At 71.5% G+C, this 26722-nt stretch carries 34 protein-coding genes and 2 pseudogenes; 14 read left to right on the top strand and 22 right to left on the bottom strand.

All coding sequences use genetic code 11. From position 1 onward, the window contains the following. The first annotated feature begins 154 nt into the window (after nt 1–154). Both ACFVXG_RS24170 and ACFVXG_RS24165 read left to right on the top strand, forming a co-directional pair. The gene (locus ACFVXG_RS24170; protein WP_387930468.1) at nt 155–922 is read left to right on the top strand and encodes a CDP-alcohol phosphatidyltransferase family protein; all 768 of its coding nucleotides are present in this window, start codon (nt 155–157) and stop codon (nt 920–922) included. 107 nt (nt 923–1029) lie between these two features. Next, the gene (locus ACFVXG_RS24165) at nt 1030–1584 is read left to right on the top strand and encodes a hypothetical protein (protein ID WP_387930467.1); all 555 of its coding nucleotides are present in this window, start codon (nt 1030–1032) and stop codon (nt 1582–1584) included. Nucleotides 1585–1587: 3 nt separating this feature from the next. Here the strand turns inward: ACFVXG_RS24165 and ACFVXG_RS24160 are convergent, their stop codons facing one another. Next, nucleotides 1588–1959, bottom strand: a complete 372-nt coding sequence (locus tag ACFVXG_RS24160; protein WP_387930466.1) for an ArsR/SmtB family transcription factor — start codon at nt 1957–1959, stop codon at nt 1588–1590. A 110-nt stretch (nt 1960–2069) separates the two neighbouring features. Here ACFVXG_RS24160 and ACFVXG_RS24155 point away from each other — a divergent pair, with 110 nt between their 5' ends. Further along, nucleotides 2070–3059 (top strand): zinc-binding alcohol dehydrogenase family protein, encoded by a 990-nt coding sequence (locus tag ACFVXG_RS24155; protein WP_387930465.1) that lies wholly within the window; start codon nt 2070–2072, stop codon nt 3057–3059. A gap of 112 nt (nt 3060–3171) precedes the next feature. On the opposite strand, the pseudogene ACFVXG_RS24150 reads toward ACFVXG_RS24155, so the two are convergent. Continuing rightward, nucleotides 3172–3585: pseudogene (locus tag ACFVXG_RS24150) on the bottom strand (hypothetical protein); the annotation flags it as partial. A 91-nt stretch (nt 3586–3676) separates the two neighbouring features. On the opposite strand from ACFVXG_RS24150, the gene ACFVXG_RS24145 reads away from it, so the two are divergent. After that, nucleotides 3677–4249, top strand: coding sequence for a hypothetical protein (locus ACFVXG_RS24145; protein WP_387930506.1), 573 nt, complete (start codon nt 3677–3679; stop codon nt 4247–4249). Between the two features lie 207 nt (nt 4250–4456). After that, entirely contained in the window at nt 4457–5293 is an 837-nt protein-coding gene (locus ACFVXG_RS24140; RefSeq protein WP_387930464.1) for an NmrA family NAD(P)-binding protein, read from the top strand. A 25-nt stretch (nt 5294–5318) separates the two neighbouring features. On the opposite strand, the gene ACFVXG_RS24135 is transcribed toward ACFVXG_RS24140, so the two are convergent. From ACFVXG_RS24135 to ACFVXG_RS24110, 6 genes are all read right to left on the bottom strand, one after another. Next, nucleotides 5319–5873 carry a GNAT family N-acetyltransferase gene (locus tag ACFVXG_RS24135; RefSeq protein ID WP_387930463.1) on the bottom strand — a complete coding sequence of 185 codons (555 nt, stop codon included), beginning with the start codon at nt 5871–5873 and terminating at the stop codon, nt 5319–5321. 144 nt (nt 5874–6017) lie between these two features. Beyond that, nucleotides 6018–6722: a DUF5995 family protein gene (locus ACFVXG_RS24130; RefSeq protein ID WP_387930462.1), complete on the bottom strand. Its 705-nt coding sequence runs from the start codon at nt 6720–6722 to the stop codon at nt 6018–6020. 241 nt (nt 6723–6963) lie between these two features. Beyond that, entirely contained in the window at nt 6964–7326 is a 363-nt protein-coding gene (locus ACFVXG_RS24125) for an Ig-like domain-containing protein (RefSeq protein WP_387930461.1), read from the bottom strand. Between the two features lie 240 nt (nt 7327–7566). Beyond that, nucleotides 7567–7902 carry an NIPSNAP family protein gene (locus ACFVXG_RS24120; RefSeq protein ID WP_387930460.1) on the bottom strand — a complete coding sequence of 112 codons (336 nt, stop codon included), beginning with the start codon at nt 7900–7902 and terminating at the stop codon, nt 7567–7569. 32 nt (nt 7903–7934) lie between these two features. Continuing rightward, nucleotides 7935–8147 carry a DUF4287 domain-containing protein gene (locus ACFVXG_RS24115; protein WP_387930459.1) on the bottom strand — a complete coding sequence of 71 codons (213 nt, stop codon included), beginning with the start codon at nt 8145–8147 and terminating at the stop codon, nt 7935–7937. Between the two features lie 61 nt (nt 8148–8208). Beyond that, nucleotides 8209–8865, bottom strand: a complete 657-nt coding sequence (locus ACFVXG_RS24110; protein WP_387930458.1) for a DUF998 domain-containing protein — start codon at nt 8863–8865, stop codon at nt 8209–8211. A gap of 143 nt (nt 8866–9008) precedes the next feature. On the opposite strand from ACFVXG_RS24110, the gene ACFVXG_RS24105 reads away from it, so the two are divergent. Next, nucleotides 9009–9632, top strand: coding sequence for a TetR/AcrR family transcriptional regulator (locus ACFVXG_RS24105; protein WP_387930457.1), 624 nt, complete (start codon nt 9009–9011; stop codon nt 9630–9632). A 76-nt stretch (nt 9633–9708) separates the two neighbouring features. On the opposite strand, the gene ACFVXG_RS24100 is transcribed toward ACFVXG_RS24105, so the two are convergent. The 3 genes from ACFVXG_RS24100 to ACFVXG_RS24090 all read right to left on the bottom strand — a co-directional run bounded on the left by ACFVXG_RS24100 (nt 9709) and on the right by ACFVXG_RS24090 (nt 11094). After that, entirely contained in the window at nt 9709–10116 is a 408-nt protein-coding gene (locus ACFVXG_RS24100) for a hypothetical protein (RefSeq protein WP_387930456.1), read from the bottom strand. A 352-nt stretch (nt 10117–10468) separates the two neighbouring features. Continuing rightward, nucleotides 10469–10741 carry a hypothetical protein gene (locus ACFVXG_RS24095; protein WP_387930455.1) on the bottom strand — a complete coding sequence of 91 codons (273 nt, stop codon included), beginning with the start codon at nt 10739–10741 and terminating at the stop codon, nt 10469–10471. After that, nucleotides 10738–11094, bottom strand: coding sequence for an ATP-binding protein (locus ACFVXG_RS24090; protein ID WP_387930454.1), 357 nt, complete (start codon nt 11092–11094; stop codon nt 10738–10740). The genes ACFVXG_RS24095 and ACFVXG_RS24090 overlap by 4 nt, the downstream gene beginning before the upstream one ends. A 266-nt stretch (nt 11095–11360) precedes the next feature. Between ACFVXG_RS24090 and ACFVXG_RS24085 the strand changes: the two genes are divergently transcribed. Both ACFVXG_RS24085 and ACFVXG_RS24080 read left to right on the top strand, forming a co-directional pair. Then, nucleotides 11361–12173 carry a DUF5753 domain-containing protein gene (locus tag ACFVXG_RS24085; protein ID WP_387930453.1) on the top strand — a complete coding sequence of 271 codons (813 nt, stop codon included), beginning with the start codon at nt 11361–11363 and terminating at the stop codon, nt 12171–12173. A gap of 3 nt (nt 12174–12176) precedes the next feature. Then, on the top strand, nt 12177–12362 hold the full coding sequence (locus ACFVXG_RS24080; RefSeq protein WP_387930452.1) for a DUF397 domain-containing protein: 186 nt from the start codon (nt 12177–12179) through the stop codon (nt 12360–12362). 220 nt (nt 12363–12582) lie between these two features. Here ACFVXG_RS24080 and ACFVXG_RS24075 read toward each other — a convergent pair whose 3' ends face one another. After that, nucleotides 12583–13086: a hypothetical protein gene (locus tag ACFVXG_RS24075; RefSeq protein ID WP_387930451.1), complete on the bottom strand. Its 504-nt coding sequence runs from the start codon at nt 13084–13086 to the stop codon at nt 12583–12585. Between the two features lie 285 nt (nt 13087–13371). Here ACFVXG_RS24075 and ACFVXG_RS24070 point away from each other — a divergent pair. The 5 genes and pseudogenes from ACFVXG_RS24070 to ACFVXG_RS24050 all read left to right on the top strand — a co-directional run bounded on the left by ACFVXG_RS24070 (nt 13372) and on the right by ACFVXG_RS24050 (nt 17346). Next, nucleotides 13372–13782 (top strand): annotated as a pseudogene (locus ACFVXG_RS24070) (VOC family protein). Between the two features lie 58 nt (nt 13783–13840). Continuing rightward, the gene (locus ACFVXG_RS24065) at nt 13841–15082 is read left to right on the top strand and encodes a HEAT repeat domain-containing protein (protein ID WP_387930450.1); all 1242 of its coding nucleotides are present in this window, start codon (nt 13841–13843) and stop codon (nt 15080–15082) included. 131 nt (nt 15083–15213) lie between these two features. Beyond that, nucleotides 15214–15855: a hypothetical protein gene (locus ACFVXG_RS24060; RefSeq protein ID WP_387930449.1), complete on the top strand. Its 642-nt coding sequence runs from the start codon at nt 15214–15216 to the stop codon at nt 15853–15855. 47 nt (nt 15856–15902) lie between these two features. Next, nucleotides 15903–16334 (top strand): VOC family protein, encoded by a 432-nt coding sequence (locus ACFVXG_RS24055; RefSeq protein WP_387930448.1) that lies wholly within the window; start codon nt 15903–15905, stop codon nt 16332–16334. Between the two features lie 160 nt (nt 16335–16494). After that, nucleotides 16495–17346 carry a hypothetical protein gene (locus ACFVXG_RS24050; protein ID WP_387930447.1) on the top strand — a complete coding sequence of 284 codons (852 nt, stop codon included), beginning with the start codon at nt 16495–16497 and terminating at the stop codon, nt 17344–17346. A 12-nt stretch (nt 17347–17358) separates the two neighbouring features. On the opposite strand, the gene ACFVXG_RS24045 is transcribed toward ACFVXG_RS24050, so the two are convergent. After that, nucleotides 17359–18096, bottom strand: a complete 738-nt coding sequence (locus ACFVXG_RS24045; protein WP_387930446.1) for a DUF6193 family natural product biosynthesis protein — start codon at nt 18094–18096, stop codon at nt 17359–17361. 189 nt (nt 18097–18285) lie between these two features. Here ACFVXG_RS24045 and ACFVXG_RS24040 point away from each other — a divergent pair, with 189 nt between their 5' ends. After that, nucleotides 18286–18684: a hypothetical protein gene (locus ACFVXG_RS24040; protein ID WP_387930445.1), complete on the top strand. Its 399-nt coding sequence runs from the start codon at nt 18286–18288 to the stop codon at nt 18682–18684. Between the two features lie 60 nt (nt 18685–18744). Here ACFVXG_RS24040 and ACFVXG_RS24035 read toward each other — a convergent pair whose 3' ends face one another. The 9 genes from ACFVXG_RS24035 to ACFVXG_RS23995 form a co-directional block, all read right to left on the bottom strand. Continuing rightward, a complete protein-coding gene (locus tag ACFVXG_RS24035) occupies nt 18745–19149 on the bottom strand; it encodes a hypothetical protein (RefSeq protein ID WP_387930444.1) in 405 nt (134 codons plus the stop codon). Nucleotides 19150–19280: 131 nt separating this feature from the next. After that, nucleotides 19281–19853: a hypothetical protein gene (locus ACFVXG_RS24030; protein WP_387930443.1), complete on the bottom strand. Its 573-nt coding sequence runs from the start codon at nt 19851–19853 to the stop codon at nt 19281–19283. Between the two features lie 148 nt (nt 19854–20001). Beyond that, nucleotides 20002–20589, bottom strand: a complete 588-nt coding sequence (locus ACFVXG_RS24025; RefSeq protein WP_387930442.1) for a hypothetical protein — start codon at nt 20587–20589, stop codon at nt 20002–20004. Between the two features lie 175 nt (nt 20590–20764). After that, complete coding sequence (locus ACFVXG_RS24020; protein WP_387930441.1) at nt 20765–21532, bottom strand: ABC transporter permease; 768 nt, start codon at nt 21530–21532, stop codon at nt 20765–20767. Beyond that, nucleotides 21529–22500, bottom strand: coding sequence for an ATP-binding cassette domain-containing protein (locus tag ACFVXG_RS24015; protein ID WP_387930440.1), 972 nt, complete (start codon nt 22498–22500; stop codon nt 21529–21531). Before ACFVXG_RS24015 ends, ACFVXG_RS24020 begins: the two co-directional genes overlap by 4 nt. Then, on the bottom strand, nt 22500–23339 hold the full coding sequence (locus tag ACFVXG_RS24010; RefSeq protein WP_387930439.1) for a DUF4097 domain-containing protein: 840 nt from the start codon (nt 23337–23339) through the stop codon (nt 22500–22502). The genes ACFVXG_RS24015 and ACFVXG_RS24010 overlap by 1 nt, the downstream gene beginning before the upstream one ends. Nucleotides 23340–23434: 95 nt before the next feature. Next, nucleotides 23435–24031 carry a toxin-antitoxin system HicB family antitoxin gene (locus tag ACFVXG_RS24005; RefSeq protein ID WP_387930438.1) on the bottom strand — a complete coding sequence of 199 codons (597 nt, stop codon included), beginning with the start codon at nt 24029–24031 and terminating at the stop codon, nt 23435–23437. Nucleotides 24032–24205: 174 nt separating this feature from the next. After that, on the bottom strand, nt 24206–25270 hold the full coding sequence (locus ACFVXG_RS24000; RefSeq protein WP_387930503.1) for an adenosine deaminase: 1065 nt from the start codon (nt 25268–25270) through the stop codon (nt 24206–24208). Nucleotides 25271–25381: 111 nt separating this feature from the next. Then, the gene (locus tag ACFVXG_RS23995) at nt 25382–26677 is read right to left on the bottom strand and encodes a DUF445 domain-containing protein (protein WP_387930437.1); all 1296 of its coding nucleotides are present in this window, start codon (nt 26675–26677) and stop codon (nt 25382–25384) included. Between the last annotated feature and the right edge of the window lie 45 nt (nt 26678–26722).

Genomic DNA, 26722 nt, shown 5'->3' with positions numbered 1-26722 from the left:
CTCCGGTTCCGGTGAACCCGGGAAGCCTAGCCCGGGGGCGCTCGGGCGGCCCACCGGTTTTCCCGGCCGCCGGGGGCGTACCGGCTGGTCAGGCGGCCCGCCCGGAGGCCGTAGCCTGTGGTGATCGTTTCGGGACAGGTGGAGGGATGTCGTCATGGTGGCTGCTCCGGCGCTCGCCGAGCTGCGCGAGGTGTGCCAGCCGCAGGCCAAGCTGCAGAGCCGCAACGGTGAGCACTGGGCGGGCCGGCTCTACATGCGGGCGATCTCGCTGCGGACCACCCGTCAGCTGGTGCGCACCTCGGTCTCGCCGAACACCCTGACCTGGGTGATGGTGGTGTGCGGGGTCGGCGGCGGCGCGGCCCTGCTGATCCCGGGGCTGACCGGCGCGGTGCTCGCGGCGGTGCTGTTCCAGCTGTTCCTGCTGTTCGACTGCGTGGACGGCGAAGTGGCGCGCTGGAAGCGCCAGTTCAGCATGGCCGGGGTGTACGTGGACCGGCTCGGCGCCTACCTGGCGGACGCCGCGCTGATGATCGGCGCGGGCGTACGGGCGGCGCGCGGCGGCTCGGAGCTGTGGGTGTCGGCGGGCCTGGCGGCCGCGCTGGGCGTGGTGCTGCTCAAGGCCTCGACGGACCTGGTGGACGTGGCCCGGGCCCGCAGCGGGCAGCCGCCGGCGGACGAGGAGTCGACCCAGCCGCGGTCCCAGGGCATCGCGACGGCCCGCCGGTTCGCCTCCATCTTCAAGATCCACCGGGTGACGAACGGCATCGAGGCCTCGCTGGTGCTGCTGGCGGCCGCCGCGGTGGACGCCGGGCTGCACAACCTGGCCGCGACCCGGTGGACACTCGCCGGGATCGCGGTGATCACCTGGGGGATGGTGGTGGCGCACCTGGCGTCGATCCTGTCCTCCTCGCGGCTGCGCTGAGGCAGGCGCCGGGCTGAGACGCCCCTCCCCCGGCAGGGGGAGGGGTCCGGCGCAAGCCCGCCGCCGGACGGACGCGCCGCCACCGGCCCGCCCGGGAGGGTGGAGCCATGACGACGCCGCAGCCGACCACCGCCACCCGCACCACTGCCGGCACTGAGCCCCCCGCCGTCCCCGCCCCGCCGCGCTGGGCCGTCCGGGCCGCCCACGCGGCCGCGGTGACCGCGCTGCCGGCCGGGCTGTGGCGGCTCGGCCTGGTCCTGGGCTGGCACGGCGGGTACACGGACGCGGGCTACCACGCGGTGGGCTTCACCGGCTGGGACGCGGTCTGGCCGGTCACCCTGAGCGTGCTCACCGAGGCGCTGGCCCTGCTCACCCTGGGCCTGGTCCGGCCGTGGGGTACGGTGCCGCCGCGCTGGATCCCCTTCCTCGGCGGGCGGCCGGTGAACCCGCGCCGGGTCGTCCTGGCGGCCTCGCTCGGCGCCGCCGGGCTGACGGTGCTCTGGACGCCGTTCCTCGCCTGGTGGGCGGTGTCGCACCCGAACATGACCCCGCAGGGGCACCTGCTGGTCGGCTTCCTCTACCTGCCCGCGGTCGCCTGGGGCCCGCTGCTGGCGGCGGTCACCGTCTCGTACCACCGCCGGCACCGCGCGGTCGGCGCGTAACCCCTAACCGTGCCAGGCCGGTTCGACCGCGGGCTCCGCCCCGGGCTCGTTGCGCGCGAGCGCGGCGAGGACGGTGTCGAGCAGCCCGGGGAAGCGCTGCTCCAGATCGACCGTCCGCAGCGCGGAGAACCGGCGGTTGGCCTCCTCGCGCTGGCTGATCACGCCGGATTCGCGCAGCACCTTGAAGTGGTGGCTGAGGGTGGAGGGCGCGACGTCCACCGGGAAGGTGCCGCAGGCCCGTTCGGGTTCGGCGCGCAGAACGCGGACGATGGTCATCCGGGTGGGGTCGGAGAGCGCGTGCAGGACGTCGTACAGGTCGATCTCCTCGGCCGCGGGGTGGGAGAGCGCCGGTCGGCGGCGGGTGCTGCGGGGCACGGTCAGACCTCCTCTGATCTGCGATGTTCGACAAACGCCGAAACGGAGTGGTACCACTTTGCCACGGCAATTTCGCCGTTCGTCGAACATCGTAGTCGAGGGGGCCCGACATGCGCGCACTGGTGATGACCGCACCCGGTGGAGCCGAGCAGTCCGAGATCCGGCAGACCGGGGTACCGCAGCCCGGCCCCGGCCAGGTCGCGATCGACGTCGCCTGGGCCGGGCTCAACTTCGTGGACGTGATGGCCCGCCGCGGCGACGGCGGCTACACCGCCGAGTGGCCGTACCTGCCGGGCAAGGAGGTCGCCGGTACGGTCCGCGCGCTCGGCGAGGGCGTCACCGGCTTCGCCCTCGGCGACCGGGTGGCGGCCGCGCCCGTCGGCGGCGGCCTCGCCGAGGTGGCGATCGCCGACGCCGTGCTGACCGTGCCCGTCCCGGACGGGCTGGCGCTCAGCGCGGCCGCCGCCGCCCCGCTCGGCCTGGCCACCGCCGTCCTGCTGCTCACCGACGCGGGCCGGCTGACCGCCGGGGACAACGTCCTGGTCCACTCGGCCGGCGGCGGGATCGGCAGCGCCGTCGCCCAGCTCGTCCCGCTGCTCGGCGGCGGGGGCGCCCTGATCGGCACGGTCGGCCGCCCGGAGAAGGCCGCAGCCGCCGTCGACCTCGGCTACCACCACGCCTTCGCCCGCGACGAGAAACTCGCGGACGCCGTCCGCGCCGCCACCGACGGCCGGGGCGTCGACCTCGTCCTCGACCCGCTCGGCACCGCCGCCCTGGACCTCGACCTCGCCGTCACCGCGCCCGGCGGCCGGATCGTCCTGTTCGGCAACGCGGGCGGCGGCGAGGTCAGCGACCTGCCCCCGCTCGGCCGGCTGATGGGCGGCAACCTCTCCGTCACCGGGTTCAGCCACCGCGCCTACGCCGCCACCGCCCCCGAACGCCTCGCCCGCGCCATCCGCACCACCCTCGACCTCCAGGCGCACCGCGGCCTCACCGTGCCGCTCACCGAACTGCCGGGCCTGGAGGCCGTACCGGCCGCGCACGACGCGATGCAGGAGGGACGGGCCACCGGCAAGTACGTGGTGCGGGTGGGCGGTTGACCGCACCGGATCACACCGCACTGCACCGCACCGACCCGCCCCGGGGCCGTCAGACCGTGAGGACCGCCCCCGGGTCGGCGTGCGCCACCGGCCCGGCGAAGCGGGACGCGGCGCAGGGCGCGGTGTCGCCGGAGTAGACCAGCGACCGGCCGCCGGCCTCCGCCCGGAGCGCGAAGGCCGGCATGCCGTGCGCCACCCCCCGGCTGGTCAGCGTCAGCACGCCGGGGCCGGGGCCGGGGCGGGAGCCCAGCACGACCCGGTGTCCGTCGGACAACTCGGTGACGGCGAAGGCCGATTCGACCGGGCTGCGGTGCGTCGAGTCGGTCAGGAAGTCCGCCAGCCGGTCGGCGATGCCGGGCGGGCCGTAGAGCGGGATCGGCGCGTCGAGCCGGACGTCCGCGTACAACGGGGGTGCGTCGGGGCCGAGGTCGGACATCGGATGAGCCCAACGCCTCGGTCGCCCCGCGCACCGGTACGGACAGTTCCGGTCACGATCGGCCAATGAACCGAACCCGCTTGTGATCAGTGCGGTCCGGCCCCGAGACTGTTGGCCGCTGAGAGTCCGTTGTGCCGTGCCACCGCGACATCCATGCCACCACCCCCGGGGAGAGGCAGCCGTGATCAGACGAGGACGGATCCACCGGATCCCCGTAGTGGCCGGCCTGTTGGCCCTGTCCCTCGGCGGCGCGGTGACCACCACCGCGCCCGCCCACGCCGCCGTCTCCCTCGCCGGCATCAACTGCACCGGCTGGAGCTACACGACCTACAGCCCGGGGCTCACCGACACCGTGCGGCCGACCACCGTCGTGGTCGACGGCGATCTGAACGTCATCGACGAGCACAGCCCGACCGGCAGCTGCCTGCCCGTCAACTCCACGGCCACCGCCGGGGAGCGGGACGTGACGGCCGTGATCGACCTCAGCTGCAACCAGCTGATCGGCGAGAGCGGCGTCGAGACCATCCGCTGGAACACCGGCACCAGCAGCAGCTTCCCGTTCACCGCCACGGTGGTCCGAGGGCTCTCCACCACCGTCCTCACCGAGACCGGCACCGTCACCTCCGGCGAGTTCGCCGGCGGCCACGTGGTGGAGACCTTCACCGCCGCCAACCTCGACCTCACCGGCTGCCTCACCCCCACCGGGGTCACCAGCCTCAACTACGCGACGGTGCTGACCATCCTCCCGCTCTGATCGCCTCCGCTCCGAAGGCCTCGCGCCGGAAGTCGGCCCGTCCGACTTCCGGTGCGACCGGCGACGCCTCGCACTGCTTCCACCTCACCGACACAGCAGGCCGCGCGATCGACGCCGCCGACTGGGACTGCCCCGCCCGGAGTTCGGGGCCCGCGGCCCCGTGACCGCAGCGGGCATAGGCGGGGGCGGGGCCGTGTTGGGCCCGGCATGACCAAGATTCTGGTGATCGGCGCGAACGGCAGTGTGGGCAGGCACGTGGTGGCCTCGCTGGTCGAAGGCGGGCACGAGGTCAGGGCGTTGGTGCGGGACGCATCCACCTCCGCACTGCCCGCCGGGGTGGAGACCGTCGAGGGCGACTTGGCGGCGCCGGAGAGCCTGACGGCAGCGCTGGACGGCGGGGTGAACGGCGTCTACCTGATGTGGCCCGGGATCCCCGTGCAGCCGCGGGTGGTGGAGCTGATCGCCGAGCACGCCGAGCGGGTCGTCTACCTCTCGACGGACGTGCCGGACCTCGCGGACGACGAACCGGCGGTGATCTTCCACCAGGAGATCGAGCGGCTGATCCGCCGCTCCGGCCTGGCCTGGACCTTCGTCCGGGCGATCGACTTCGCGGGCAACGCGCTCGGCTGGGCCGACCAGGTCCGCGCGGGCGTCGTCCGCTGGCCGTACGGGCGGGCCCGCCGCTCGCTGGTGCACGAGCGCGACATCGCGGAGGTGGCCGTCCGGGCCCTCACCGAGGACGGGCACGACGGCGGGAAGTACCTGGTCACCGGGCCCGAGTCGCTCGCGCACGCCGAGCTGGTGCGGATCATCGGCGAGGAGCTCGGCACCGAGGTCCGCTGGGAGGAGCTGGCGCCGGAGACGGCCCGCGCGGAGCTGACGGCGGCCTGGGGCAACGCGGCCTTCGTGGAGTCCCGGCTGCGGGCCTGGGAGTCGTTCACCCGCGAGCCGGAGCGGGTGACGGACACGGTCGAGCGGGTGCTCGGCCGCCCGGCCCGCAGCTTCCGTTCCTGGGTACGGGAGCACGTGGAGGACTTCCGCTGATCAGCCGGGTCGGGCGGCACGGGGCTCAGCCCCGCTCGACGGCCAGCTCGATCTCCCGGTGGGTCTCGTCGCCCGGCACCGGCACGGACACGCCGGAGCGCCGGAAGCCGGCCCGCAGGTACATCGCCTCGGCGCGGGCGTTGGACTCGTGGACGAACAGGCGCACCCGCTGGATCCGGGGCTCGGCGAGCGACCAGGAGCACTCCTGGGCGGCCCGGATCAGCTCGTGCGCCAAGCCGGTGCCGCGTGCCTCGGGGCGGACGTAGACGCCGACGATGTGGGCCTGCGGGACGGTGATGACGTCGCCGCCGAGGGCGCCGTCCCCGCCGGGCCGCTCGACCAGCACGGTCATGGTGCCGAGCCAGCGGCCGTCCGCGGCCTCCGCGACGAGCTGGTGCACCGTGTCGCCCTCGGCAGCGCCGACGGTGCGCTCCTGCCAGAACCCGTCGGGCTTGGCGGCGGCGTTCTCGTAGGTGTCCAGGAAGGCGATGCTCGCGGCCGGGTCCTGCAGCGCGGCGAGGCGGATCTCCTTGACCTGCTCCCACTCTTCGGTCCGGACGCGTCTGATCACTGTGCTCATCCGATGATCGTCAGCGGTTCGGGGCCTCCGCACAACCCCCTTTCGGAAGCCTCGGAGCCGCCGACCGACCGCTCCCCCACGCAGACGGCCTGCCCCGGCGCTGAGACAACGCCGGGGCAGGTCACCGTACGCGGAAGGGCGCGGTCAGTCGGCGGGCGGCGGGATGACGGGGACGAGGATCAGACGGCTGGTGGCGTACACCGACCCGGCCATGCCGGTGAGCAGGACCTGGTACTTGATCGGGTTGTTGCGCGCACCCCACAGCTGGGTCGCGTTGATCCAGGCGACCTCGCGGGCCGCCGACATGCTGAACGCGCTGACCGCGTGCTTGAGCTGCTCCGCCGGCGCGGTGGCGACCTTGACGATCTGCAGCTCGAACTCGGCCCGGATCTCGGCCTCGACGGAGGCGAGCAGGTCGTTGACCTTCTCGAAGTCCTCGTGCACGGGCGGGATCTCGGGCGCGGTGCCGCGCTCCTTGCAGGTCTCGACGACGGCGAGCGCGAGGTCGTGGTTGATGTGGGCGTTCATCCCGGCCAGCGCGAACTGGATCGGCCAGATGATCCGATTGTCGCGCGCCTCGAACAGCTGCTGCCAGGGCATGTCGACCGGGCGCCCGGCCTTCGCCGCGTCGACGTTCTTGAGGTAGTGCCCGGCGAAGATGACGTCCATCCGCTCCAGGAACGGACCGTCCTTGAAGGTGCCCTCGGTGACGTGCTCCTTCACCATCTTGGTGACTTTCAGGTACACCCGGTTGAAGCAGGCCACGCCGTCGTGCGGGTCGAGCTCGCGGTCGATCTCCTCCATGCGGGAGATCACCTCGTCGATGGTGGCCGGGAGTTGGGTGGTCATCACAAGCCTTCCGTGGGACGGGACGGTGTGTGCGCCGAACGGCTCCGGGAGCGACTCGGTCACGGAGCGTGGCAGTGCAGCACGAAAGGTAGTGCGCGGAGGAAGGGAAGTCCTGCAAGCCGCGCACGCGCGTCGCGACGTCACACAACGGCAGGCCCCCACCGGTTCTCCCGGAGGGGGCACCACAGGATCGGCCGAACGGCCTCACGCGGACGGCAGCATGGCTGCGGCGTGGAGCGCATCAGAACGTGGCATTGATCCTGCCGTGGGCCTTGCTGGCGGTGAAGTTGGCACTGCCCTTGAACTCGGCCTCATAGCCGGAAGCCGCCCCGAAGACCGTCGTCTGAAGATCGAGGATCTTCTGGCCGCTCTCGAGTTTCGCGATGCCGTCATGGTTGGTGGGCGCATTGCCCAGGTCCTTGCCGGAGCCGGAAACGGTGAAGTAGATGGTCTGCCCGTGGAGGGGCTGGTTGTCCTCGTCGGTGAGGACGGCCTCCAGGACGGCGCTCGCTTTGCCCTGGACGAGACTGCCGTCGACATTGTGCGCATCGAGGAAGGATGCGTACCTGCGCTTGGAGACCTCAGGGGGTCGGTCCTTGGACATGGCGACTCTCCTTGCAGTGTTGCGTGTGATTGCACGGAGGTGGGCGAGGGTCTTCATCGGAGCGCGATCGGCCACCGGTTGCCCGCAATGATGTTCAGGGCATACGCCTCACCAACATTGTGCGCACACAACCTAGCGAATGTCGACCCGGGCGATTACATGCAGTGACCGTCCTGGGGGGGTCGTCACAGGCCGGCCGAGGACCCCGTGCGCCCGGGCCCGCCAAAGGACCTTGGGAGCTCAGGAGCGCTTGAAGGCGTCCACGGCGTGGTCGGGGACCTCGATCACGATGGAGTGCATGCTGTCGATCCGGGAGACGATCGCCTCGCGCGGGCCCCGGCGCCAGACGTCGCTCCCGTAGAACGCCTCCTCCTGCGCGCGGTGCTGCTCGACGGAGTCGAACGCCCGGATCAGGTAGGCCTCTTCGTGGCCGTCCTCGGCGACGAGCGAGGCGCCGTGGTCGACGACCCGGATGCCGGCGGCTTCGAGGAGGGGGACGGACTCCTCGGCCATCACGCGGACGAACTCGGCGCCGGTGCCGGGCAGTAGGCGGTAGGTGCGGATTTCCAGGATCACGACGGCTCCCCCTTCTGGCTGGTAGCAGCCGCTCAGCCGGCCTTGGGCTCGGCGAGGGTGTGGGCGACCAGCGCGTTGGCGTGGCCGTGGCCGAGGCCGTGCTCGCTCTTGAGCCAGGCGACGAGCTCCATGTGCTTGGTGAGCGGCGAGGTGCGGATCAGGCCCTTCCACTCCTCGACCGGACGGCCGTACTTCTTCTCGATGGCCGGGAAGTAGCTGGCGGGGCCCTTGACGGGGGTGGTCATGGCGCGGGTGTCCTGTTCTCTGTTCGGGCGACGGGCGACGCTCTGACTTGCTGATGCGACGTTAGCGGCTGGCACTGACACGGGCGATGGCCACGGTGAGGGCAAGCAGGCCGAAGCCAGCGCCGGCGGTGAAGGCGATGACGGTGGCCCCGGAGGCCGCGAAGCCGGCCAGGACGACGACCGGGGCGATCCGGTAGGCGAGGGCCCAGCCGCGCTCCCCGCGCGAGGCGAAGTGCCGGGCCAGGGCGAGGAAGGCGAGGCAGAGCGCCAGGTAGCCGAGGGTGCCGGCGAGCAGGTGGACGGTGCCGTGGCCGCTGAGTTCACCCGGGCCGTCCGGCGTTCCGGTCGGGAAGCCCGCGCCGGGGTCGGCCTTGAATACGCCGGCGAGGAGGAAGGAGGCACCGAAGGCGGCGACCAGCCCCGGCGCCCAAGTGCCGCCGGGGGTACCGCCGATGGTGCGGCGCAGGCCGACCGCGCCGGCGGTCAGCAGCAGGCCGGTGAGCAGGAAGCTCGTGACCTGGATCCAGCCGAGGTCGCCGAGGCCGAGCTGGCTGATGGCGTTGCGGGAGAAGTCGAAGCCCTGGCGGGTGAGGCCCTGGGCCACGCCGAGGCCGAGGAACAGCGGACCGGCCAGGGCGCCACCGGCCAGCAGCGCGCGACGGGCGGTGAACGTGGTGGTGGCAGTGATGGAACGGGTGTTGAAGGCCTGCTGGGCCATGGAAATCCCCCAAGGATGTGACACCGCCAGAACTGGACTGTCCAGTACTGCGGAACTGGACGGTACGGTACTGGGATAAGAACTGGACTGTCCAGTACTGTTCTGTCCAGGACGAGAAGTCGAGAAGGAGGAGGGAGACAGGGTTGGAAGCCAACGAGCCCGGCAACCGGTCGGCCCGCAAGCACCAGGCGATCATGGAAGCCGCGACCACGGTCTTCATGGCCAAGGGCTACGCGGGCACGAGCATGGACGACATCGCCAAGCTCGCGGCCGTGTCCAAGCAGACGGTGTACAAGCACTTCGCCGACAAGGAGAAGCTGTTCGCCGAGATCGTGCTCGCCACGACCGACCGGATCGAGGCGATGATCGACCTCGTGTCCGACATCCCGGCGGACGCGGCCGCGCTGGAGGAGAACCTGGGCACGCTCGCCCGGCAGTTCCTCACCACGCTCACCCAGCCGCAGGTACTCCAGCTGCGCCGGCTGATCATCGCCAACGCCGACAGCTTCCCCGAGCTGGGGGCGACCTGGTACGAGCAGGGCTTCGAGCGGGTGCTCGCCACCCTCGCCGAGACCTTCCAACGACTTGCCGACCAGGGCGTGTTGAAGGTGGACGACGCACTGCTCGCGGCCAACCACTTCTCAGGGCTGCTGCTCTGGATCCCGGTGAACAAGGCGATGTTCCACGGGAGCCCGCAGCACACGGAGGCCGAGCTGGAGCGCTACGCCGACGCGGGCGTACGGGCGTTCCTCGCCGCCTACCGCTGAGACGTCGGACGCGGCGAGGCCCCGACCAACCGCCGTTGGTCGGGGCCTCGTTACGTCGGACGGCGTGCCGCGGGGCCTAGAAGTTCGGCTTGAGGAAGCTGCCGAAGGTGTAGGGGCCGTCGAACAGCCAGCGGGAGATGCGCATCGTCACGGGGGACGAGGAGCTGCCGTTGAGCTGGAGCTTCGAGTCCAGGTAGTCGTAGTCGAAGCTCATCGTCAGGCAGTCGGACCAGGTGTAGGTGCCCGCGGCGAGCTTGACGGTGCGGTTCACCGTGGGGGCTATGTCGTACCAGCCCCAGCCGTACGAGCCGGCGGCCAGGGTGATGGTCCGGGACGTGCACGTCGTACCCGCCATGGTGCTGTTGCTCACAGTGATCGTCTTGGTGTCGTACACCGTGGTCGCCGCGGAAGCGGTGGTTGCGGTGCCGAGGACGCCTGCGGCGGCCACTGCCACGGCCGCGACGGCAATCTTCCTGTTGGACATGAGAAGTCTCCCCGTTGTCGATGAATTCGCCGCCAACTCATGGCTTTCGCACTGGAGTTCGCGCGGTCGCCGACTCTTTCAATACTGTGATGGAACGTCAAGTCTCTTGTGCAGCAACGGTGATGTTGCGCCACATGCACTTCACGGGTGTTTATGGATCTTGCTGGAGAGACCGGGGCAGGCGGAGGTGTACGCAGGAAGTCGAGCGGACCGACTTCCTGCGTACGGGCGGGAGTTGGTTACGGGTGGCGGTCGTCACCGGAGGAGGGTCGGGCCTCGATCGGTTTCCGCCAGAAGCGGGAGGAGCGGGTTTCGCAGAGACCGCCGAAGAGGGCGGCGATGAGGTTGAGGATCAGGAATCCGAGCATCGGTGGTGGTCGCCGTCGCGGTTGCGCTTGTACTCGCGCAGCAGCGCGAGGAGGTTGATAAGGGTGCTCGCCGGGACGTTGCCGAAGTTGACGAGCCGGCGGCCGCTGAGGTTGGTCTCGCCCGTCTGGGTGGAGGGCCAGAGGAGGCCGAACTCGCGGCCCTCAGTACGGAGTTCGATGATCAGCTCGGCGAGCTGGGGGCCGGTGAGGTGGAGCAGGGCCGGATCGGCGGGGTGGATCGGGTGGTGGGCGCTCACGCGGCACCGTCCAGCTCGAACCAGACGGTCTTGCCCAGCTTTTGGGGGCTGACGCCCCAGCGGTGAGTGAGGCCGGCGACGAGCTGGAGGCCCCGGCCGGACTCGGAGAGGAGGTCGTGCGAACGCTGCTCGGGGAGGACGGAGGAGCGGTCGGAGACGCCGACGCGGAGGGTGCGGTGGCGGAGGAGGATGACGACGACCGGGGCGGGGGTGTCGCCGTGGTGCCAGGCATTGACGATCAGTTCGACGAGGGCGAGCTGGGCGTCGGCGATGAGGGACGGGGGCCAGCCCTCGAGGGCGTCCCGGAGGGTGTCGCGGGAGAGGCCGAGGGAGGGGGAGTTGAGGTTGCGCACAGGGATCTCCCAGAGGGGAATGGGTGAGATCGGCGGATGCGTCGCCGTGAACAAGCCCACTGGACATGGGTGTTCTTCGGTGCCCGAGCGGCGTTATTGACGATCCGTTCGGTGATCGGTGCATCACAGACTGTAGAGCATCGCCACTCACATGTGCCACTGGATCGAGAAACATGGTCCACCTGTAGTCGCTGGACTGATCCCGAGTCGACGTAGATGCTTGGGCCATGCCACCACGGACCACCCCAACAGCCCGGCAGGAACGGTTGGGCATCGAGCTGCGGAAGATGCGCGACAGCGCCCGCCAAACAACTGCGCAAGCGGCTGCAGTCTTCGGCCTGGACCGGACGAAGATCACTCAGGTCGAGAAGGGGCACTACCCCATCACGGCCGAGCGAGTCCGAACGCTCGCCGAAGCGTTCGGCGAAACCGACTCCGCATACATCGATGCCCTTGCAGCCATGGCCGAGGACCGACGCAAGGGCTGGTGGGACGAATACCGGGGCTTCGTGCCGCAGGGCTTCCTCGACATCTGCGAGTTCGAGCACCATGCGCAGGGCATGTACTCCTACCAAATCTGCCACCCGCCAGGGCCTATGCAGTCGGAGCGATACAGCCGCGCGATCTTCCAGGACAATCAGGTCCGGCTGACTCCGCGCGTCGTGGAAACGCGTGTCGAGCAGCGGATGCGGCGCTCAGAGATGCTGATGGCGAAGGGCACCCATCCCTACACGGCGATCGTCCACGAGGCGGCCCTCCGCATGCAGTTCGGCGGCCGCGACGTAGCACGGGAACAGCTGGACTGGATGCTGGAGTTGTCCCAGCTGCCACATGTCACGCTTCGAGTGATCAGCTTCGCCGCTGGAGGCTTCAAGGGGCCCGGCCAGGCCATCAACTACGCGAACGGGCCTGTCTCCCGACTCGACACCGTGAGTTATGACTCCATGGAGGGTCCGATCTTCCTCCACCTGGCCGAGCATCTGGAGGAGTACCGCTCGGTCGTCGAGCAGATGGCCGACAGGTCTCTCTCGGTCGAGGGCTCCCGCGATCTGATCGCGAAGATCAAGAAGGAGATATAGCCGATGGAGAACCACAACTGGATCCGGCCCAGTGCATGCTCCAATGCGAGCAACTGCCCGGAGGTAGCCATCGCCCCCGACGCCGTCTACGTCCGCAGCAGCCTCCTGCCCGACGCCATCGCCCAACTCACCACCACCGAATGGCGCGACCTCGTCGCCGCCATCCGCAACGGCGAGTTCGACGCCTGACCCCGACCGCTCCAGCCGCCCGTTTTGGATCACGGGGCTCTGAGCTGCTAACGTTCTTCTTGTCGCGAGGAACACAAAACCTCGCCAGGCGTCAGCGGTACTACCAGAGTACGTCCTACTTTCAGTAGGAAGAGTCCGTGCAACCCGGGCCTGGCGCTCCACAGTCGGACGGCCCGGCACCTTTCACAGGTGCCGGGCCGTTCGCGTTGCCGCCCCCGACTCAGGCCACGCTGATGTCCCACAGCTGACGCGGGTTGCCGTCGTAGAACCCCTGGAACACGGGGTTGCCGGTCGGGGTGGACTCGATGACCTTCTGCGGGTCCTGCTGCAGGGCGATCACGTGTTTGTCACCCACCATGGGAAGCACCCACCACTGGGTCGGAATGTACTTGTTGCACGTCACCACAGCGATCGGGTCGCCGAAGTTCTCAGGTGCCTGGAGGCACTGGCCGACCCGCGCCTTGCTCTCGATCTGGAGACCACCCTGGCTGCCGAAGCGCAGGATCCAGGCCTGGTAGTCCGTGCCGTTGGGCGCCCATGAGATGGCGACGTTGCCCCCGACGGCGTTGGCGTCCAGCGTGCCGCCCGTGTCCTCGTTGAAGAAGCGGACGTTCTCCGAGCCCTGACGGACGGAACCGGCCGAGGCTGGCGCGGCGGCGGCCAGCGCGCCCGCCGTGACCAGGGCGGCGGCAGCGACGGCGGTGGCCTTCTTGACGGTGAACACGGAACTCTCCCTCTGCGGTGTATCCACGGAATCCCATGACCGGGTGTTCGGTCACGACGGCGACGCAATCACCAGCCCCGAGGGCCCGCAATCGCGGTTGACCCAGGTGGAGTCCGCACCCGAACAGATTGCCTCGGATCGCCGCACCTGACGAGGCTGTTCGAGTTCCACCTGTTTATAGGCCCGGCGGACTAGGACCAGCGCCCGATGGCACCCGCCCCCCGGCTCCCTAGGCTCGCTGCTGCCCCCAACGCCGCCTCACTCCCCTGCCCAGGAGCCAGAACCATGCCAGCCGACGCCACCGCGCACATCCGCATCGCCCGCCCCTCCCGGAACCTCGAAGCAGCCGAGCGCTTCTGGGCCTCGGGCCTCGGCCTCGACGTGCTCTACCGGCACACCACGGACGGCACCCCCGGCGAGCACTCGCTCCTCATGGTCGGCTGGCCCGACGCCGCCTGGCACCTGGAGCTCGTCCACGACCCCGCCGCGCCCGTCGAACCGCAGCCGACCGCCGACGACCTCCTCGTCGTCTACCTCGGCGAACCCGTCAGCGACACCCTCCTGGAGCGGCTCGAACAGCACGGCGGCAAGCGCGTCCCCGCGCACAACCCGTACTGGGACGCCTAGGGCGTCACCGTCCAGGACCCGGACGGCTACCTGCTGGTGCTCTCCACCCGCTCCTGGTCCAACGCGTAGGCCGGCGCCGGGCGCCACGCCGGTTGCACCGGAACGGCTTGGTCAACACAATCGGGCGGTGGACCTTCCCCTGCTGCTGGCCGGCATCGAACGCGGCGACGACATCATGGTGTTGAGCCTCTTGGACGAGGTACCGGAGGCCGAACTCCTCGCCGACGACGCCGCCTACACACTGCTGGCCGCCGCCGCGCACGCCAGGCGGCACGACGTCGTCAGAGAGCTCGTCTCCTCGGGCCTCGACGTGACCCGCCCGTGGGCCGACGGGGCCGACCCCGTGACCTGGGCGGCCGACCGTGGTGCATACCGGGTCCTGTTGGCCCTGCTGGGGCACAAGACCGCCCCGCTGGCCGCCGACAGCCCGCACCACCGGGCGCTGCGGGTGGCACAGGCCGCGATCGACACCGCGGAACCAGCAGAGGCAGCAGAGGCAGCCGGGCCGCCACCCGCCCACCGCGCGATCATCAGCCGCATGGAGGCCATGCTCGGCATCCGGCGCACGCCGGACGAACTACTGGCCCGCGCCCTGGTCCACGCCCAGCCCGAGCACGACGACTGGTTCGAATCGCTGTACTACCTGGACTCCATCGCCGACCCGGAGGTGGGCAGGTGGGCGCTGGAGGTCGCCCGTGACACCTCCTCGCTCGACCGGCGACGCTTCGGGCTCCACGCGCTGAACTTCCTCGACCTCGGGCTCGACGCGTCGCCGGAATCCCTGCACCCGGACCTGATGCCGGCCCTCGACCCGGACCACGACGAGGAGCCGTTCCGTCGGGAGACCCTCGATCTGCTCCGCGGTCTGCTGGACACCGAGCAGGACCCGTACGCCCTCCGTACCGTCATCGCCGCCTTCACCTCCTACGGCGGCGACCGCTTGGCCCTCCTGACCCACGCCGACCACCCCGACCCCTGTGTTCGCAGGAGCGTCGCCTCGGAGCTCGCCACCGACTACCACGCCGTCACGGCCGACCACCCCGAGGTCGTCGCGACGCTCCTCCGGCTGACGGCGGACCCGGTACCCGAGATACGGGCCCACGCGCTCTACGCGTTCGTCCTGTCCCCCGTCGACACCCCCGAGCTGCGCGACGTCCTGGCGGCCCACCTCACCGACCCGCACTCCTACGCCAGGACGGAAGCCGCCGGCGGGCTGGCCCTGCGGGGCGACGAGCGCGGCTTGCCGGTCCTCGACGAGATCGGCCGGGGCATCGAGTACCAGCGCGACCCGTTGGCCGGGCGGCTCTACAACCTCCGCTACTACGTCCAGAGGTCCCGCGCCGACGCGGACAGCCAGGGCCGCCCCTGACCTCCGCCTCCGCCGCCGCCCACTCGGCTCTGCGGCCGAAGGGAACGTCCTTCGCACCGGAACCGAACAGTGATGCCGGAGCGTCCGGCTTCCCGAGGTGCCGTCGTTCGCAGCCGGGAGGGGTTCGGGTCATGGTGTGGGCCGTCATCGGGGTGCTGTTCGCGCTACTACCGCTCGTCCACTGGCTGCTGCGCGCCCGCCCGACTCCCCTCCGGGTTCCCATCGCCGCCGCGCTGCTGCTCTGGTTTGCCCTCGTCCTCTCCGTGGCCCTCGGCCTGCTGCACCTGCAGAGCCCGGTCGAGCTGTACCTGCTGTACACGCCGCTCGCCGAACTGGCCGTACTCATCGGGCTCCGGGCGGAACGACGCTTCGCCGGGCCGCGCACGGAACGCCCGCGGGGCTGGTCCCGGGCCGTCGGCATCGCCTTCCGCACCCAGCTGGCCCTGGTCCTCCCCGCCACCCCGCTGCTCGCGCTGCTGTGCTTCCACGAGGCGAGCGTCCCCGCCGCGCAGGCCCTGCCGGAGGCACCGCCCGGCTACACCACCATCGACACCGGCCAGGGCTGCGGCAACGGCCACCACGCCACCTGCTCGCGCACCCGCTACCTCACCGGCCCGGCCGGCCTCTCCATGGAGGAAGCCGCCGCCCGACTCCGGCCCTCGCAGCGCTGCGAGGCGAACGGCTGGCTGCTCGACCGTCGCGACCTCTGCACCGAGGTGAGCACCGACGGCACCACCATCGTCTACCGCGTCTTCCTCTACTACGGACTCTGAACCTCCCGACCCGGGGAGATGAGCAAGGCCCCTGTTATCGTGCGCCGATGTCAACGATCAGACAGTTCCAAGTGACCTTCGACTGTGCGGAGCCTGCGCGCCTCGCCGCCTTCTGGTGCGAGGTGCTGGGGTACGTCGTGCCGGCGGTCCCGGAGGGCTTTGCCACGTGGGAGGAGTACCACCGCACGCTGCCGCCCGAGGACGAGGTCTACTTCGCGTGCACCGATCCCTCGGGTGTGGGCTCGCGCCTGCTCTTCCAGCGGGTTCCCGAAGGCAAGGTCGTCAAGAACCGGGTGCACCTCGATGTGCGGGTCGGCACCGGACTCGTGGGTGAGGAGCGCCTGGCCACGCTCGAGGCCGAATGCGCACGGCTGACGGCGCTCGGCGGGAAGCACGTGCTGACGCAGCACGCCGACGGCGTCAACGAGTCGTGCATCACGATGCAGGACATCGAGGGCAACGAGTTCTGCCTCTCCTGATCCCCCTCCGGGACCGCGAGGTGGGGAGCCCTCTCCGACCTTCAGCCTCGCGAGCATCGGGACAGCCGATATCCGCTGTCCCGATGCTCCCGAAGGCCGGTCCAGGGTCGGGGCCCGACGCGGATTCAGGAATGTCGTACCGGAACGGCACAATCGGCCCGTGCCCGAAACCTTCACCGACCTGGGATCCGTCACCGCGCCGTCCGGCCTGCTGGTGCTCGGCATGGCCACGTGGATCGACTACTGGCCGGAGCTCGGAGCGCCCCTCGGCGAGCGCGCCCGTACGGCGGCCGCCGCAGGCGGAGCCCACCTCCAGGACGAGGAATGCGAAGCCGTCGCCGTCCCGGCCGCCGCCGACCGGCCGCTCCGGGTCCGGGCCACCACCTCGCCGTCCCCGTTCGACGAGGAACCGGCCATCGCGACCCTGGAGATCGAACTCGGCCTCCCCTGGCCCGCCGACGCCGACCCGACCGTACCGATACCGCTCGGCGACCTGCCCGTCGACCGCTGCGGCACGGTGATCGGCGACGCCGTCGCCCTGGAGGCGTGGACCGGGCTGGGCGGCGACTCCACCGACGGCCTCGCCGACGTCACCTACTGGGGCCGCCACGAGGACGACGCCCACGCCCACTTCGGCGGCGAGCGGATCGTCTGGCACGGCGTCGACGGTCCGCACGGCTGGCTCGACCTCCCGCTCGCCGAGGCCGCCGCCCGCACCGCCGAACTGACCACCTGGCACGGCGGCCTGCACGGCACGGGCGTCGCCGTCTCCCTCGACGCGCACACCGACCACTATCTCGCCGAGCGGGCCGGCTGGGACCACCCGCTCCGCACCGGCACGGTCGAGGTCGGCGGTTGCCCGGTGCTCGGCATCGGCTGGGACCAGGGCGACCACGCCGTCCGGCACCACGGCGAGCGCGGCTGGGGCCAGGTCTACCCGGTCACCCTCGAGGCCGACCCGGCCGGCGGCACGGTGCTGCGCTGGACCATCCCGCCGTACGAGGACGACTGACGGGACGACGTGTCAGGCGTCCTCGTCGCTGCCGAGCACGGCGGGCCCGAGGTCGGCGGGCAGGTGGGCGACGGCCAGTGCGACGGCCTCCTCCGCCGTCCCGGCCTCGGCGATCAGACCACCGTGCGGGAACCGCTGCACCTGGTACGGGGAGCCGTCGTCCGCGGGGGCGATCGCGATCACCACCTCCGCGCACGGGAAGCCGGTGCGGGGCTGGAAGACGAGCACCTGGTGGCTGACGACCGGGTACAACTGCCGCAGCTTCGGCTCCGCACCGGCCGCCTCGACCAGCAGGCCGAACCCGGTGAACTCCGGCTCCCGCAGCGCCCGTTCCCGGAGCCACCCCCACTGCAGCCCGACCACGGCGGTAGCCCCGTGCTCATGGGCCTCGGCCAGCTCCGAGGAGGCGAGGAACGGGAACCGCTCACGCAGCTCCCGCAGGCTCCGGCCGCTCCCCCAGGCCGTGGCGGCCCGGACGACATCCCGGATGTCCGTCGTCCCGCCCCTGACCATCTCGACGCCCAGACTCCGGCCGCTGACCAAGAACCAGCGCTCCTTCACGGCGAGATGGACCTGGAGCGGCCGGCGCACGGGCATCGTGCCCCCTGAGACAGCGATGCCCGCCGAGTCCGCGTCGCCCCAGACTCCGGGCACCAGGGCGATGTCCACGGCCAGTTCGGCGGCCGCCGACTCCAGTGCGGCGGCGAGGCTCCCGGCGGCGGCCACGTCCGGGTAGAGATCAGGATTCATCCGCCCAGTCTGACCATACGAATTCCCTGAATCCAGAAAACGGCCTGATCCGACCACTTCCGAACGAACCGTACGGAAGCGGGTTTTCCGCTCTCCAAGGCCGGGGTAGGGCGGAGACGTTCGCACTCCGACGATCACCGAGACCGACGCGGAGGCGAATCGTTGAGAATTTCCTCGGAAGGAATCCGCATGAACAGGACCGTTCGCAACGCCCTCGTCACCGTCGTCGCCGCCGGCGCCCTCACCGCCGCCGTCGCACCCGTCGCCATGGCCGCCGAGCAGACCCGGACGACCACTGTTGCCCAGGCCCGGCTCGCCAACCCGAAGACCGTCAAGGCCGCCGCCTACAACCAGGCCCGCAGCACCCTCGCCCAGGCCGGCAGCCAGACGGCCGCCAAGTCCCACCCGGCGCACGGCACCAAGGACGTCCCGGTCTCCTACGGCACCAGCCTGCTCGCCGCCGCCCGCGACGAGTTCCGCGCCGCGGACAAGAACCTTCCGGCCGGCCAGAAGAAGTCCGACATGTCGATCCCGCACTACAACGCCATCCACAGCGCGGCCGACACCATGGGCATCACCGTCTGGTGACCAGTGCCCTGGCCGCCCCGGGCAGCGCGGCCACCCCGGGTTGACCGCCGCCCCGCGTGCTCAGGCCTCCTGGGCGCGCGGGGCCGCTCCCGCGTACGGGCCGGTGCGGAGGAACTCCCGGCGCAGCGGGGCCGCGGTGACGAACACGAACAGCCCGAAGAGCGTCATCGCCGGCAGCCCGACGACTCCCCGGAGGTAGTCGAGCGGATGGCGCACCACGTCGTGCCAGTTCGCCCACCAGTTCGCCGTCAGATCGGCCACCATGACCCCCGCCCCGAGCCACGCCCCCGCCGGGCGCGCCCGGGCCACCAACACGGCGGCCAACGGGTCGAGCACGAGCAGCGCGTGGAACAGCACCTGGCTCGGCAGCGGCCACCACGCATACGCGTGCAGCCCGCCGGTCAGGACGTCGAAGGCGTGCACCGCCGCCCCCTCGACGAACCCGATCACCCACACCGCCGCCACCCACCGCACCCAGCGCGGCCGCGCGCGCCAGCCCCCATGGATCCCTTGCGTCCCCTGTGTCCCTGATGTCCCCTGTGTCACCGCACCAGCCTAGAGGGGCGGTTGATCACCCCCGGGGCCCCTGGGCCGCCCTACGGCCCGTCCGGTTCCTGCCTCGGGAGGACCCGGGGCTCGCCCGGGCTGCCGTCGGGGAGGACGTCGAAGACGGTGAGCGAGGTGCGGCCGGTGACGGTGATCTGGTCCGGGCCGGACCAGTCGACGCGGACGAAGTCGCCGCCGCTGGTGTTCCAGGTGCCCATGCTCCAGTGGCGGGCGGACCAGCCGGTGCCGGTCTCCAGCTCCACCCGGTAGATCGGGTCGATGGAGAAGGCGACGTTGGTGACGGTGAGCACCCGGTCCGGCCGGTTGGGGCTGGCGAAACGGTCCTCCCGGCCCCCGTGGCCGCTGAACACGAAGGACAGGAACAGGATCGGCACCGCGGCGAGGACGAGCGGCGCCAGCACGGCCGCGCAGCCGATCTGCGAGAACCGGGAGCGGAACTCCAGCTGGATCACCAGCGAGACCACGACCAGCACCACCGCCGCCCCGATCAGCAGGACCGGACGGTTGAGCCAGTGCTCGAGCAGCACCAGCCCGCCCGAACGGGAGGCGTGCCAGCCGGGCAGGTACACCAGCAACGCCGCGAGCGCCGAACCCCTGAGCACCCACGCGATCTGTCTGCGACGCCTCGCCGTCATCCGTCCCCCCGGGCGGTCTTTTGCCGACCTTTGCGCGGACTTTACTACAGGGGCCCGCTACGGTCCGGGGAGCGCTGCCCGGGGCTCGAACGGGCCGGGAACCGCCTCCGGGCGGTCAGCGGAGCGTCACCGCCGGGCTGCCCGGATCACCGTCGGGGGCGAGGGTGAAGACCCTGACCTCGCGGGCCGTGGTCACCGTGATCCGGTCGGGGGCGGACCACTCGGCGCCCTGGAAGCGGTCACGTCCGCCGTCCCAGTTGCCGACGGTCCAGTGGCGGGCGGACCAGCCGGTGCCGGTGAGCAGGTCGACGCGGTAGGAGGCCCGGTCGACCGAGGCGGAGTCGCCGGTGACGGTCAACACCCGCCCCGGGTGGTCGGGGTGGACCTTCCGCTGGACCGACCGGGCCCCGTCGTCGAGCAGTCGGGCGCTCACCGCACCCACCGCCGCGGCGGCCACCAGCGGCGCCAGGACGACCGCGCAGGCGATCTGGACGAACCGGGCGCGGGGCCCGCTCCCGAGCACCGCCGCGACCACGAGCAGCACCACGGCCGGACCGAGCAGCAGCACCGGGTGGTCGAGCCGGCGCTCGACCACCACCAGCCCGCCCGAGCGGGAGGCGTACCGGCCCGCCGCGTACGCGAGGAGCGCGGCCACGGCGCCCGCCCGGCACCCCCGGACGATCCACCGGTGACGCACTGTCATCCCCCGCCCCCCAGCGGCACTTTGCCGATCCTTGGCGCGGACTTTACCGCAGGGCTCGGCGGCAGGGTCGGGCGGCAGGGCCCGACAGCGGAGCGGGGCCTGGAACGCCACGGCGGCCCGGGCGGCGGGTGTCCCCGCTGCCCGGGCCGTCCGACGGCTACCGGCCGTACCCCCGTCACCGCCGGTAGAAGACGCTCCGCGACCAGAAGTAGCCCAGCAGGGTCAGCCCGGTGCACCAGGCGAGGGCGATCCAGCCGCTGTTGCCGATGGCGGTGCCCATCAGCAGGCCGCGCAGGGTCTCGATGATCGGGGTGAAGGGCTGGTACTCGGCGAACCAGCGCAGCACGGTCGGCATCGAGTCCGGCGGCACGATCGCGCTGCCGATGAAGGGCAGGAAGGTCAGCGGCAGCGGCGTGTTGCTCGCGCTCTCCGGCGTCTTGGAGACCAGTCCGATCCCCGCCGATATCCAGGTGAGCGTCAGGGTCACGAACAGCAGCAGGCCCGCCGCCGCGAGCCAGGCCAGCGGCCCGGCGCTGGACCGGAACCCCATGGCGAAGGCCGCACCCGTCACCAGCACCAGCGCGATCACCGTCTGGATCACGCTCCCGACCACGTGCCCGGTCAGGAACGCCGAGCGCGAGATCGCCATCGTGCGGAACCGGTTGACGATCCCCTCGGTCATGTCGACGCAGACGCCGACCGCCGTGGCGACCGCCCCCGACGTCGCCGTCATCAGGACGATCCCCGGCGTCACGTAGTCGATGTAGCTCCCGCCCCCGATGCCGGCTCCCAACGCGCCTCCGAAGGCGTAGTTGAAGAGCAGCAGCATCATCACCGGCATCAGCACCACGGAGAAGGTCATCGCCGGGTACCGCTGCGCGCGCTTGAGGTTCCGCCTCAGCATGGTCAGCGAGTCGCTGACCGCGTACGTCGCCGTGCTCATCGTGCTCCCTCTCCGGTGAGTTGCAGGAAGACGTCGTCCAGGCCGGCCGTCTCCACGACCAGGGACTCGGCCGGCACCGCGGCGTTGTCGAGCGCGTCCAGCACCGCCCGTACGGTGAGCACGGAGTTGTCCCCCGGGATGTCCAGCCGCAGGGCCTCCGCGTCGGCGGTGGCGTAGTCGAACAGCGCGGCGGCGGCGGTGAGTCGGTCGAGGTCCGAGAACTGGAGCCGGATCCGCCCGCCGGGGACGATCCGCTTCAACTCCTCGGCCGTGCCCTCCGCGACGATCCGGCCACCGTCCAGGACCGCGATGCGGTCGGCGAGTTGGTCGGCCTCGTCCAGGTACTGGGTGGTGAGGAAGATCGTCACCCCGTGGTCGGCGACCAGGCCCCGGATGATCTCCCACATGGTGCGCCGACTGCGCGGGTCCAGTCCGGTGGTGGGCTCGTCCAGGAAGATCACCTTGGGGTCGCCGACCAGCGTCATCGCCAGGTCGAGCTTGCGCCGCATGCCCCCGGAGAAGGTGGCGACGGGCTTGCGCGCGGCTTCGGTGAGCTCGAAGCGCCGCAGCAGTTCCTCGGCCCGCCTCCGCCCCTCCCGACGGGGGAGGTGGTTGAGGTCCGCCATCAGCATCAGGTTCTCCTCGGCGGTGAGGAGGTTGTCCACCGCCGAGAACTGGCCGGTGACCCCGATCGCCTTCCGCACCCCGTCGGCCTGGCGGACCACGTCGTGCCCGGCCACCCGGGCCGAGCCGCCGTCGGCGGGGATGAGGGTGGAGAGGATCTCCACCGTCGTGGTCTTGCCCGCGCCGTTCGGGCCGAGCAGGGCGAACACGCTGCCCGCCGGGATGGACAGGTCGACGCCCCTGAGCACCGCCTTGTCCCCGTAGCTCTTGGTCAGCCCGGCCACCGAGATCGCCGCCGTGCTCGCGACCGGGGCCGTTGCCGGGTTCGTCGTCGTGGTCGCCATCAGGCCCTCCGGATGAGGATGCTGCCGACCTGGGTGGCGCCGCGGACCTCGACCGTCTCCCGGGCCTCGCCCGGACCGGCCGCCGTGTCGAGGGCGTTGCGGACGGCGCCGAACTTGCTGTGCACGTCGAGCCAGGCGGCCGTGCCCTCCGCGATGCCGACCTCGATGTCCCCGACGCCGACCTGGAGGCCGACCTTGCCGCGGACGACCTGGCCGACCCGGATGTGGCCGTTCGCCGTCTTGGCCTCGACGCCCCCCTCGGCGAGGCCGATGTGGATCCGGCCGTTGGAGGCGTTGGCCGTCAGCTCGCCGCGCACCTCGTCGATCTCGGTGTCGCCGTTGCTGTTCTTGGTCGTCAGCCGGCCGCCGACGGCGCCGACCTCGATCCGGCCGGAGCCGGTCACCTCGGCATCCCCGGCGACGGTGCCGAGCCGGATGTCGCCCATGTCGGTCTTGAGCCGGGCGCCCTCGGCCCGGTCGACCTGGATCCGCCCCATGGAGGTCTTGATCCGGCAGTCGCCGAGCGGGCCCTCGGTGACGAAGTCCGCCATCGGGGAGTCGGCGTGCACCTCCGAGCCGGCGGGCAGCTCGACCGTGATGTCGATCGAGCCCTTCTTGCTGGAGAACACCGTCCGCTGCTTGGGGCCCTTGACGGTGAGCCGGCCGCCGGAGAAGTCGACCTGGGTCAGCTCGGCGGCCTTGACGTCCGCGTCCCTGGCGGAGCTGGTGGGCCGGACCTCGACCACCGTGTCGGTGCGCTTGCTGGCCCGGATCCACACCGAGCCGATCTCGAACTCGAGGGAGGCGGAGATCTGTCCGTCGGTCTCGTACGTGGGCATGGCTGTGCCGTCCTCTTGACTCGTGTGGGTGTTCCCGCTGGTCGGAGCGGAGGTGACGTCGAAGGGGCAGTCGGTCTGACGGTGGTGCCGAAGCGCTAGTGGACCCAGCCGGTGAAGCCCTGGCCGCCGCCGCGGGTGGTGCGGGCGCCGAGGTCGGCGGCCGGGCGGACGGCCGGGCGGCCGCCGTCGACCGCGCCGGCGACGGCCCGGACCAGCCAGGCGTTGAGCGAGAGCCCCTCCTGCCCGGCGGCCTCCTCCGCCCTCGCCTTGAGGTGCGCGGGCAGGCGCAGGTTGATCCGGGCGGTGCCGCTGTCGTCCGACTCCGGCATCGCGGACGAGGGCACCGACGCCGCTATCGGTGGCACCACGGGCGGCACCACCGGTGGCACCACGGGCGCCGGCCCACCCGGCGCCGCGGGCGGCTCCTCGCCGTGGAAGCCGCCGGAGCCCGGCGGGGCCGTCACCACGAACTCGGGATCGAGGCCGCGCAGTCGCACGTCCACCGAGCCCGGGGCGAGGTCACGGGTGACTTCGCCCATGGCGGCGGAGAGGGCGTTGAGCAGGGTGAGCCGCACGGCCGACTCCAGCGGGAGCGTCAGCCGGTCGGCCAGCGCCCGCGCTTCGTCCCCGCCGGTGGCGGCGGCCACCGCGAGCTCGTTCCGGAGGTTGTCGACGTACGGCGTGAGGTCCATGGCTAGAGCATGGCACAGCAGTGGTGTCATGTCGAGGCGTTTATGGCACCACTTTGGCGCCACATCCGGCACCAGGCCCGGCACCATGCCCGCGCCGTGCCCGAGCCACGCCCGCGGCAGCACGCGAACCGCCCCGCCGACCGGGGTCGACGGGGCGGTTGACCTGCGGGAACGTCAGCCCTGCTGCTGCCAGCCCGCCAGGTAGGAGTCGATCTCGCCGACCAGCCGGGTCTTGCCCGGCTGCTCCAGGAACGAGGCCTCGACCGCGTTGCGGGCCAGCGCCGCCACCCCGGTCTCGTCCAGCCCCAGCAGCCGCGCCGCCACCGCGTACTCGGTGTTGAGGTCGGTGCCGAACATCGGCGGGTCGTCGCTGTTGATGGTCACCAGCAGCCCGGCGTCGACCATCCGCTTGATCGGGTGGTCCTCGATCCGCTCCACCGCCCGGGTGGCGATGTTGGAGGTCGGGCAGACCTCCAGCGGGATGCGGTGCTCGCCCAGGTAGTCGACCAGCGCTGGGTCCTTCACCGCCTGGGTGCCGTGCCCGATGCGCTCGGCGCCGAGCTCGCGGATGGCGTCCCAGACCGTCTCCGGCCCGGTGGTCTCACCGGCGTGCGGGACGGAGCGCAGGCCGGTCGCCCGGGCCCGGTCGAAGTAGGGCTTGAACTGCGGCCGCGGCACGCCGATCTCCGGGCCGCCCAGGCCGAAGCTGACCAGGCCCTCGGGGGCCAGCTCGGTGGCCAGCCGGGCGGTGACCTCGGCGGACTCCAGGCCGGCCTCGCCCGGGATGTCGAAGCACCAGCGCAGCACCACGCCGAGGTCCTTCTCGGCGCGCAGCCGGGCGTCCTCGATCGCCTCCATGAAGGCCACGTCGGGGATGCCGCGCTTGACCGAGGAGTACGGGGTGAGGGTCAGCTCGGCGTAGCGGATGTTCTGCCGCGCCATGTCCTCGGCCACGCCGTAGGTGAGCGCGCGGACGTCCTCGGCGTCGCGGACGAGGTCCACCACGCTCAGGTAGACGTCGATGAAGTGGGCGAAGTCGGTGAAGGTGAAGTACTCGGCGAGCGCCGCCGGGTCCGTCGGCACCTTGGACTGCCCGGCGTACCGGGAGGCCAGGTCCGCGACGATCCGCGGCGAGGCCGAGCCGACGTGGTGGACGTGCAGCTCCGCCTTGGGCATCCCGGCGATGAACGCCTCGATGCTCCGGTCGTTGAGCCCGCTCTGGTTGGTGTTGAGGCCGATCCGACTTCCGTCCGGCTGGACCACGGTCGTTCCCTTCTTCCTTCTTCTTCGTCTTCTGCGTCTTCTACGCGCGTACCGAGTGGTGCTGGCAAGGATAGGCCGAAGCCCGGATCACCCGCCGAGGGCCACCGCCACGGTGTGGATCAGCAGCCCGGCGAGGGCGCCGACCACGGTGCCGTTGATCCGGATGAACTGGAGGTCCCGGCCGACGTTGGCCTCGATCTTGCGCGAGGCCTCGTCGGCGTCCCAGCCCGCGACCGTCTCCGAGATCAGCGAGGTGATCTCGGTCCGGTAGGTGTCGACCAGGTACTGGGCGGCGTCCTGCAGCCAGCCGTCCACCTTGGCCTGCAGCTTGGCGTCGGTGGCCAGGCGCTCGCCGAAGCGGCGCACGCCGTCGCGGATGCGCCGGCGCAGTTCGCTGTCCTCGTCCTCGGCCGCACCCATCACCAGGGTGCGCACGGCCGCCCAGGTGGAGTTGATCAGGTCCTGCACCTCGGGGCGGGTCAGCAGCTCGCCCTTGGCCCGTTCGACCCGGGCGATGGTCTCCGGGTCGTTCTGCAGCTCGGTGGCGAAGTCGGCGAGGAAGTTGTCGATCGCGCCGCGGGCCGGGTGGTCGGGGTCGTCCCGGATGTCGGTAACGAAGCGCAGCAGCTCCTTGTAGACCCGCTCGCCGACCTGGTGGTCGAGGAACTTCGGGGTCCAGCCCGGGGTCTTCTGGGTGACCTTGCGGACCACGTCCTCGTGGTTGTCGGTCAACCAGCCGTGCGCCCGGACGGCGACCAGGTCCACCACGCCGTGGTGCCCGCCGTCCGCGACCACCTTGCCCAGCATCCGGCCCATCGGCTCGGCCACCGAGGTGGCGGCGGCCCGCCGGGTCACCGCCTCGGCGACCACCGCCCGCACGTCGTCGTCGCGCAGCACCGCGAGCAGCCCGCGCAGCGCCGCCGAGGCCTCCTTGGTGACCCGCTCGGCGCTGCCCGGCGCGGCCAGCCACTCCCCCAGCCGGCGGCCGATGCCGAGCGCGGCGAGCCGGCCGCGCACCACGTGGCCGGCCAGGAAGTTGTCGCCGACGAAATCGCCGAGCGAGCGCCCGAAGGCGTCCTTCTTGGTCGGGATGATCGCGGTGTGCGGGATCGGCAGGCCGAACGGGCGCCGGAACAGGGCCGTCACGGCGAACCAGTCGGCCAGCGCGCCGACCATGCCCGCCTCGGCGGCTGCCGCCACGTACCCGGCCCAGGGGCCGGCGCCGGCCGCCTTGGCCCAGGTGGAGAGGGCGAAGACCAGGGTCGCGAAGGCCAGCAGGCCGGTCGCGATGGTCTTCATCCGGCGGACACCGAGACTCTTCTGTTCGTCGGCCGCGGTGAACCGGACCCCGGGGCCGGTCCCGCTGAAGGCTTCGTCGCTCACCCCGCCAGTCTGCCCGCTGCCCGGCGCGGACGGGGGCGCGCCCCG

It is taken from the genome of Kitasatospora sp. NPDC058162 (genome assembly GCF_042884005.1).
Classification (GTDB): domain Bacteria; phylum Actinomycetota; class Actinomycetes; order Streptomycetales; family Streptomycetaceae; genus Kitasatospora.
The sequence above is the reverse complement of the archived record's forward strand: the minus strand, read 5'-3'. Positions and strand labels throughout refer to the sequence as shown.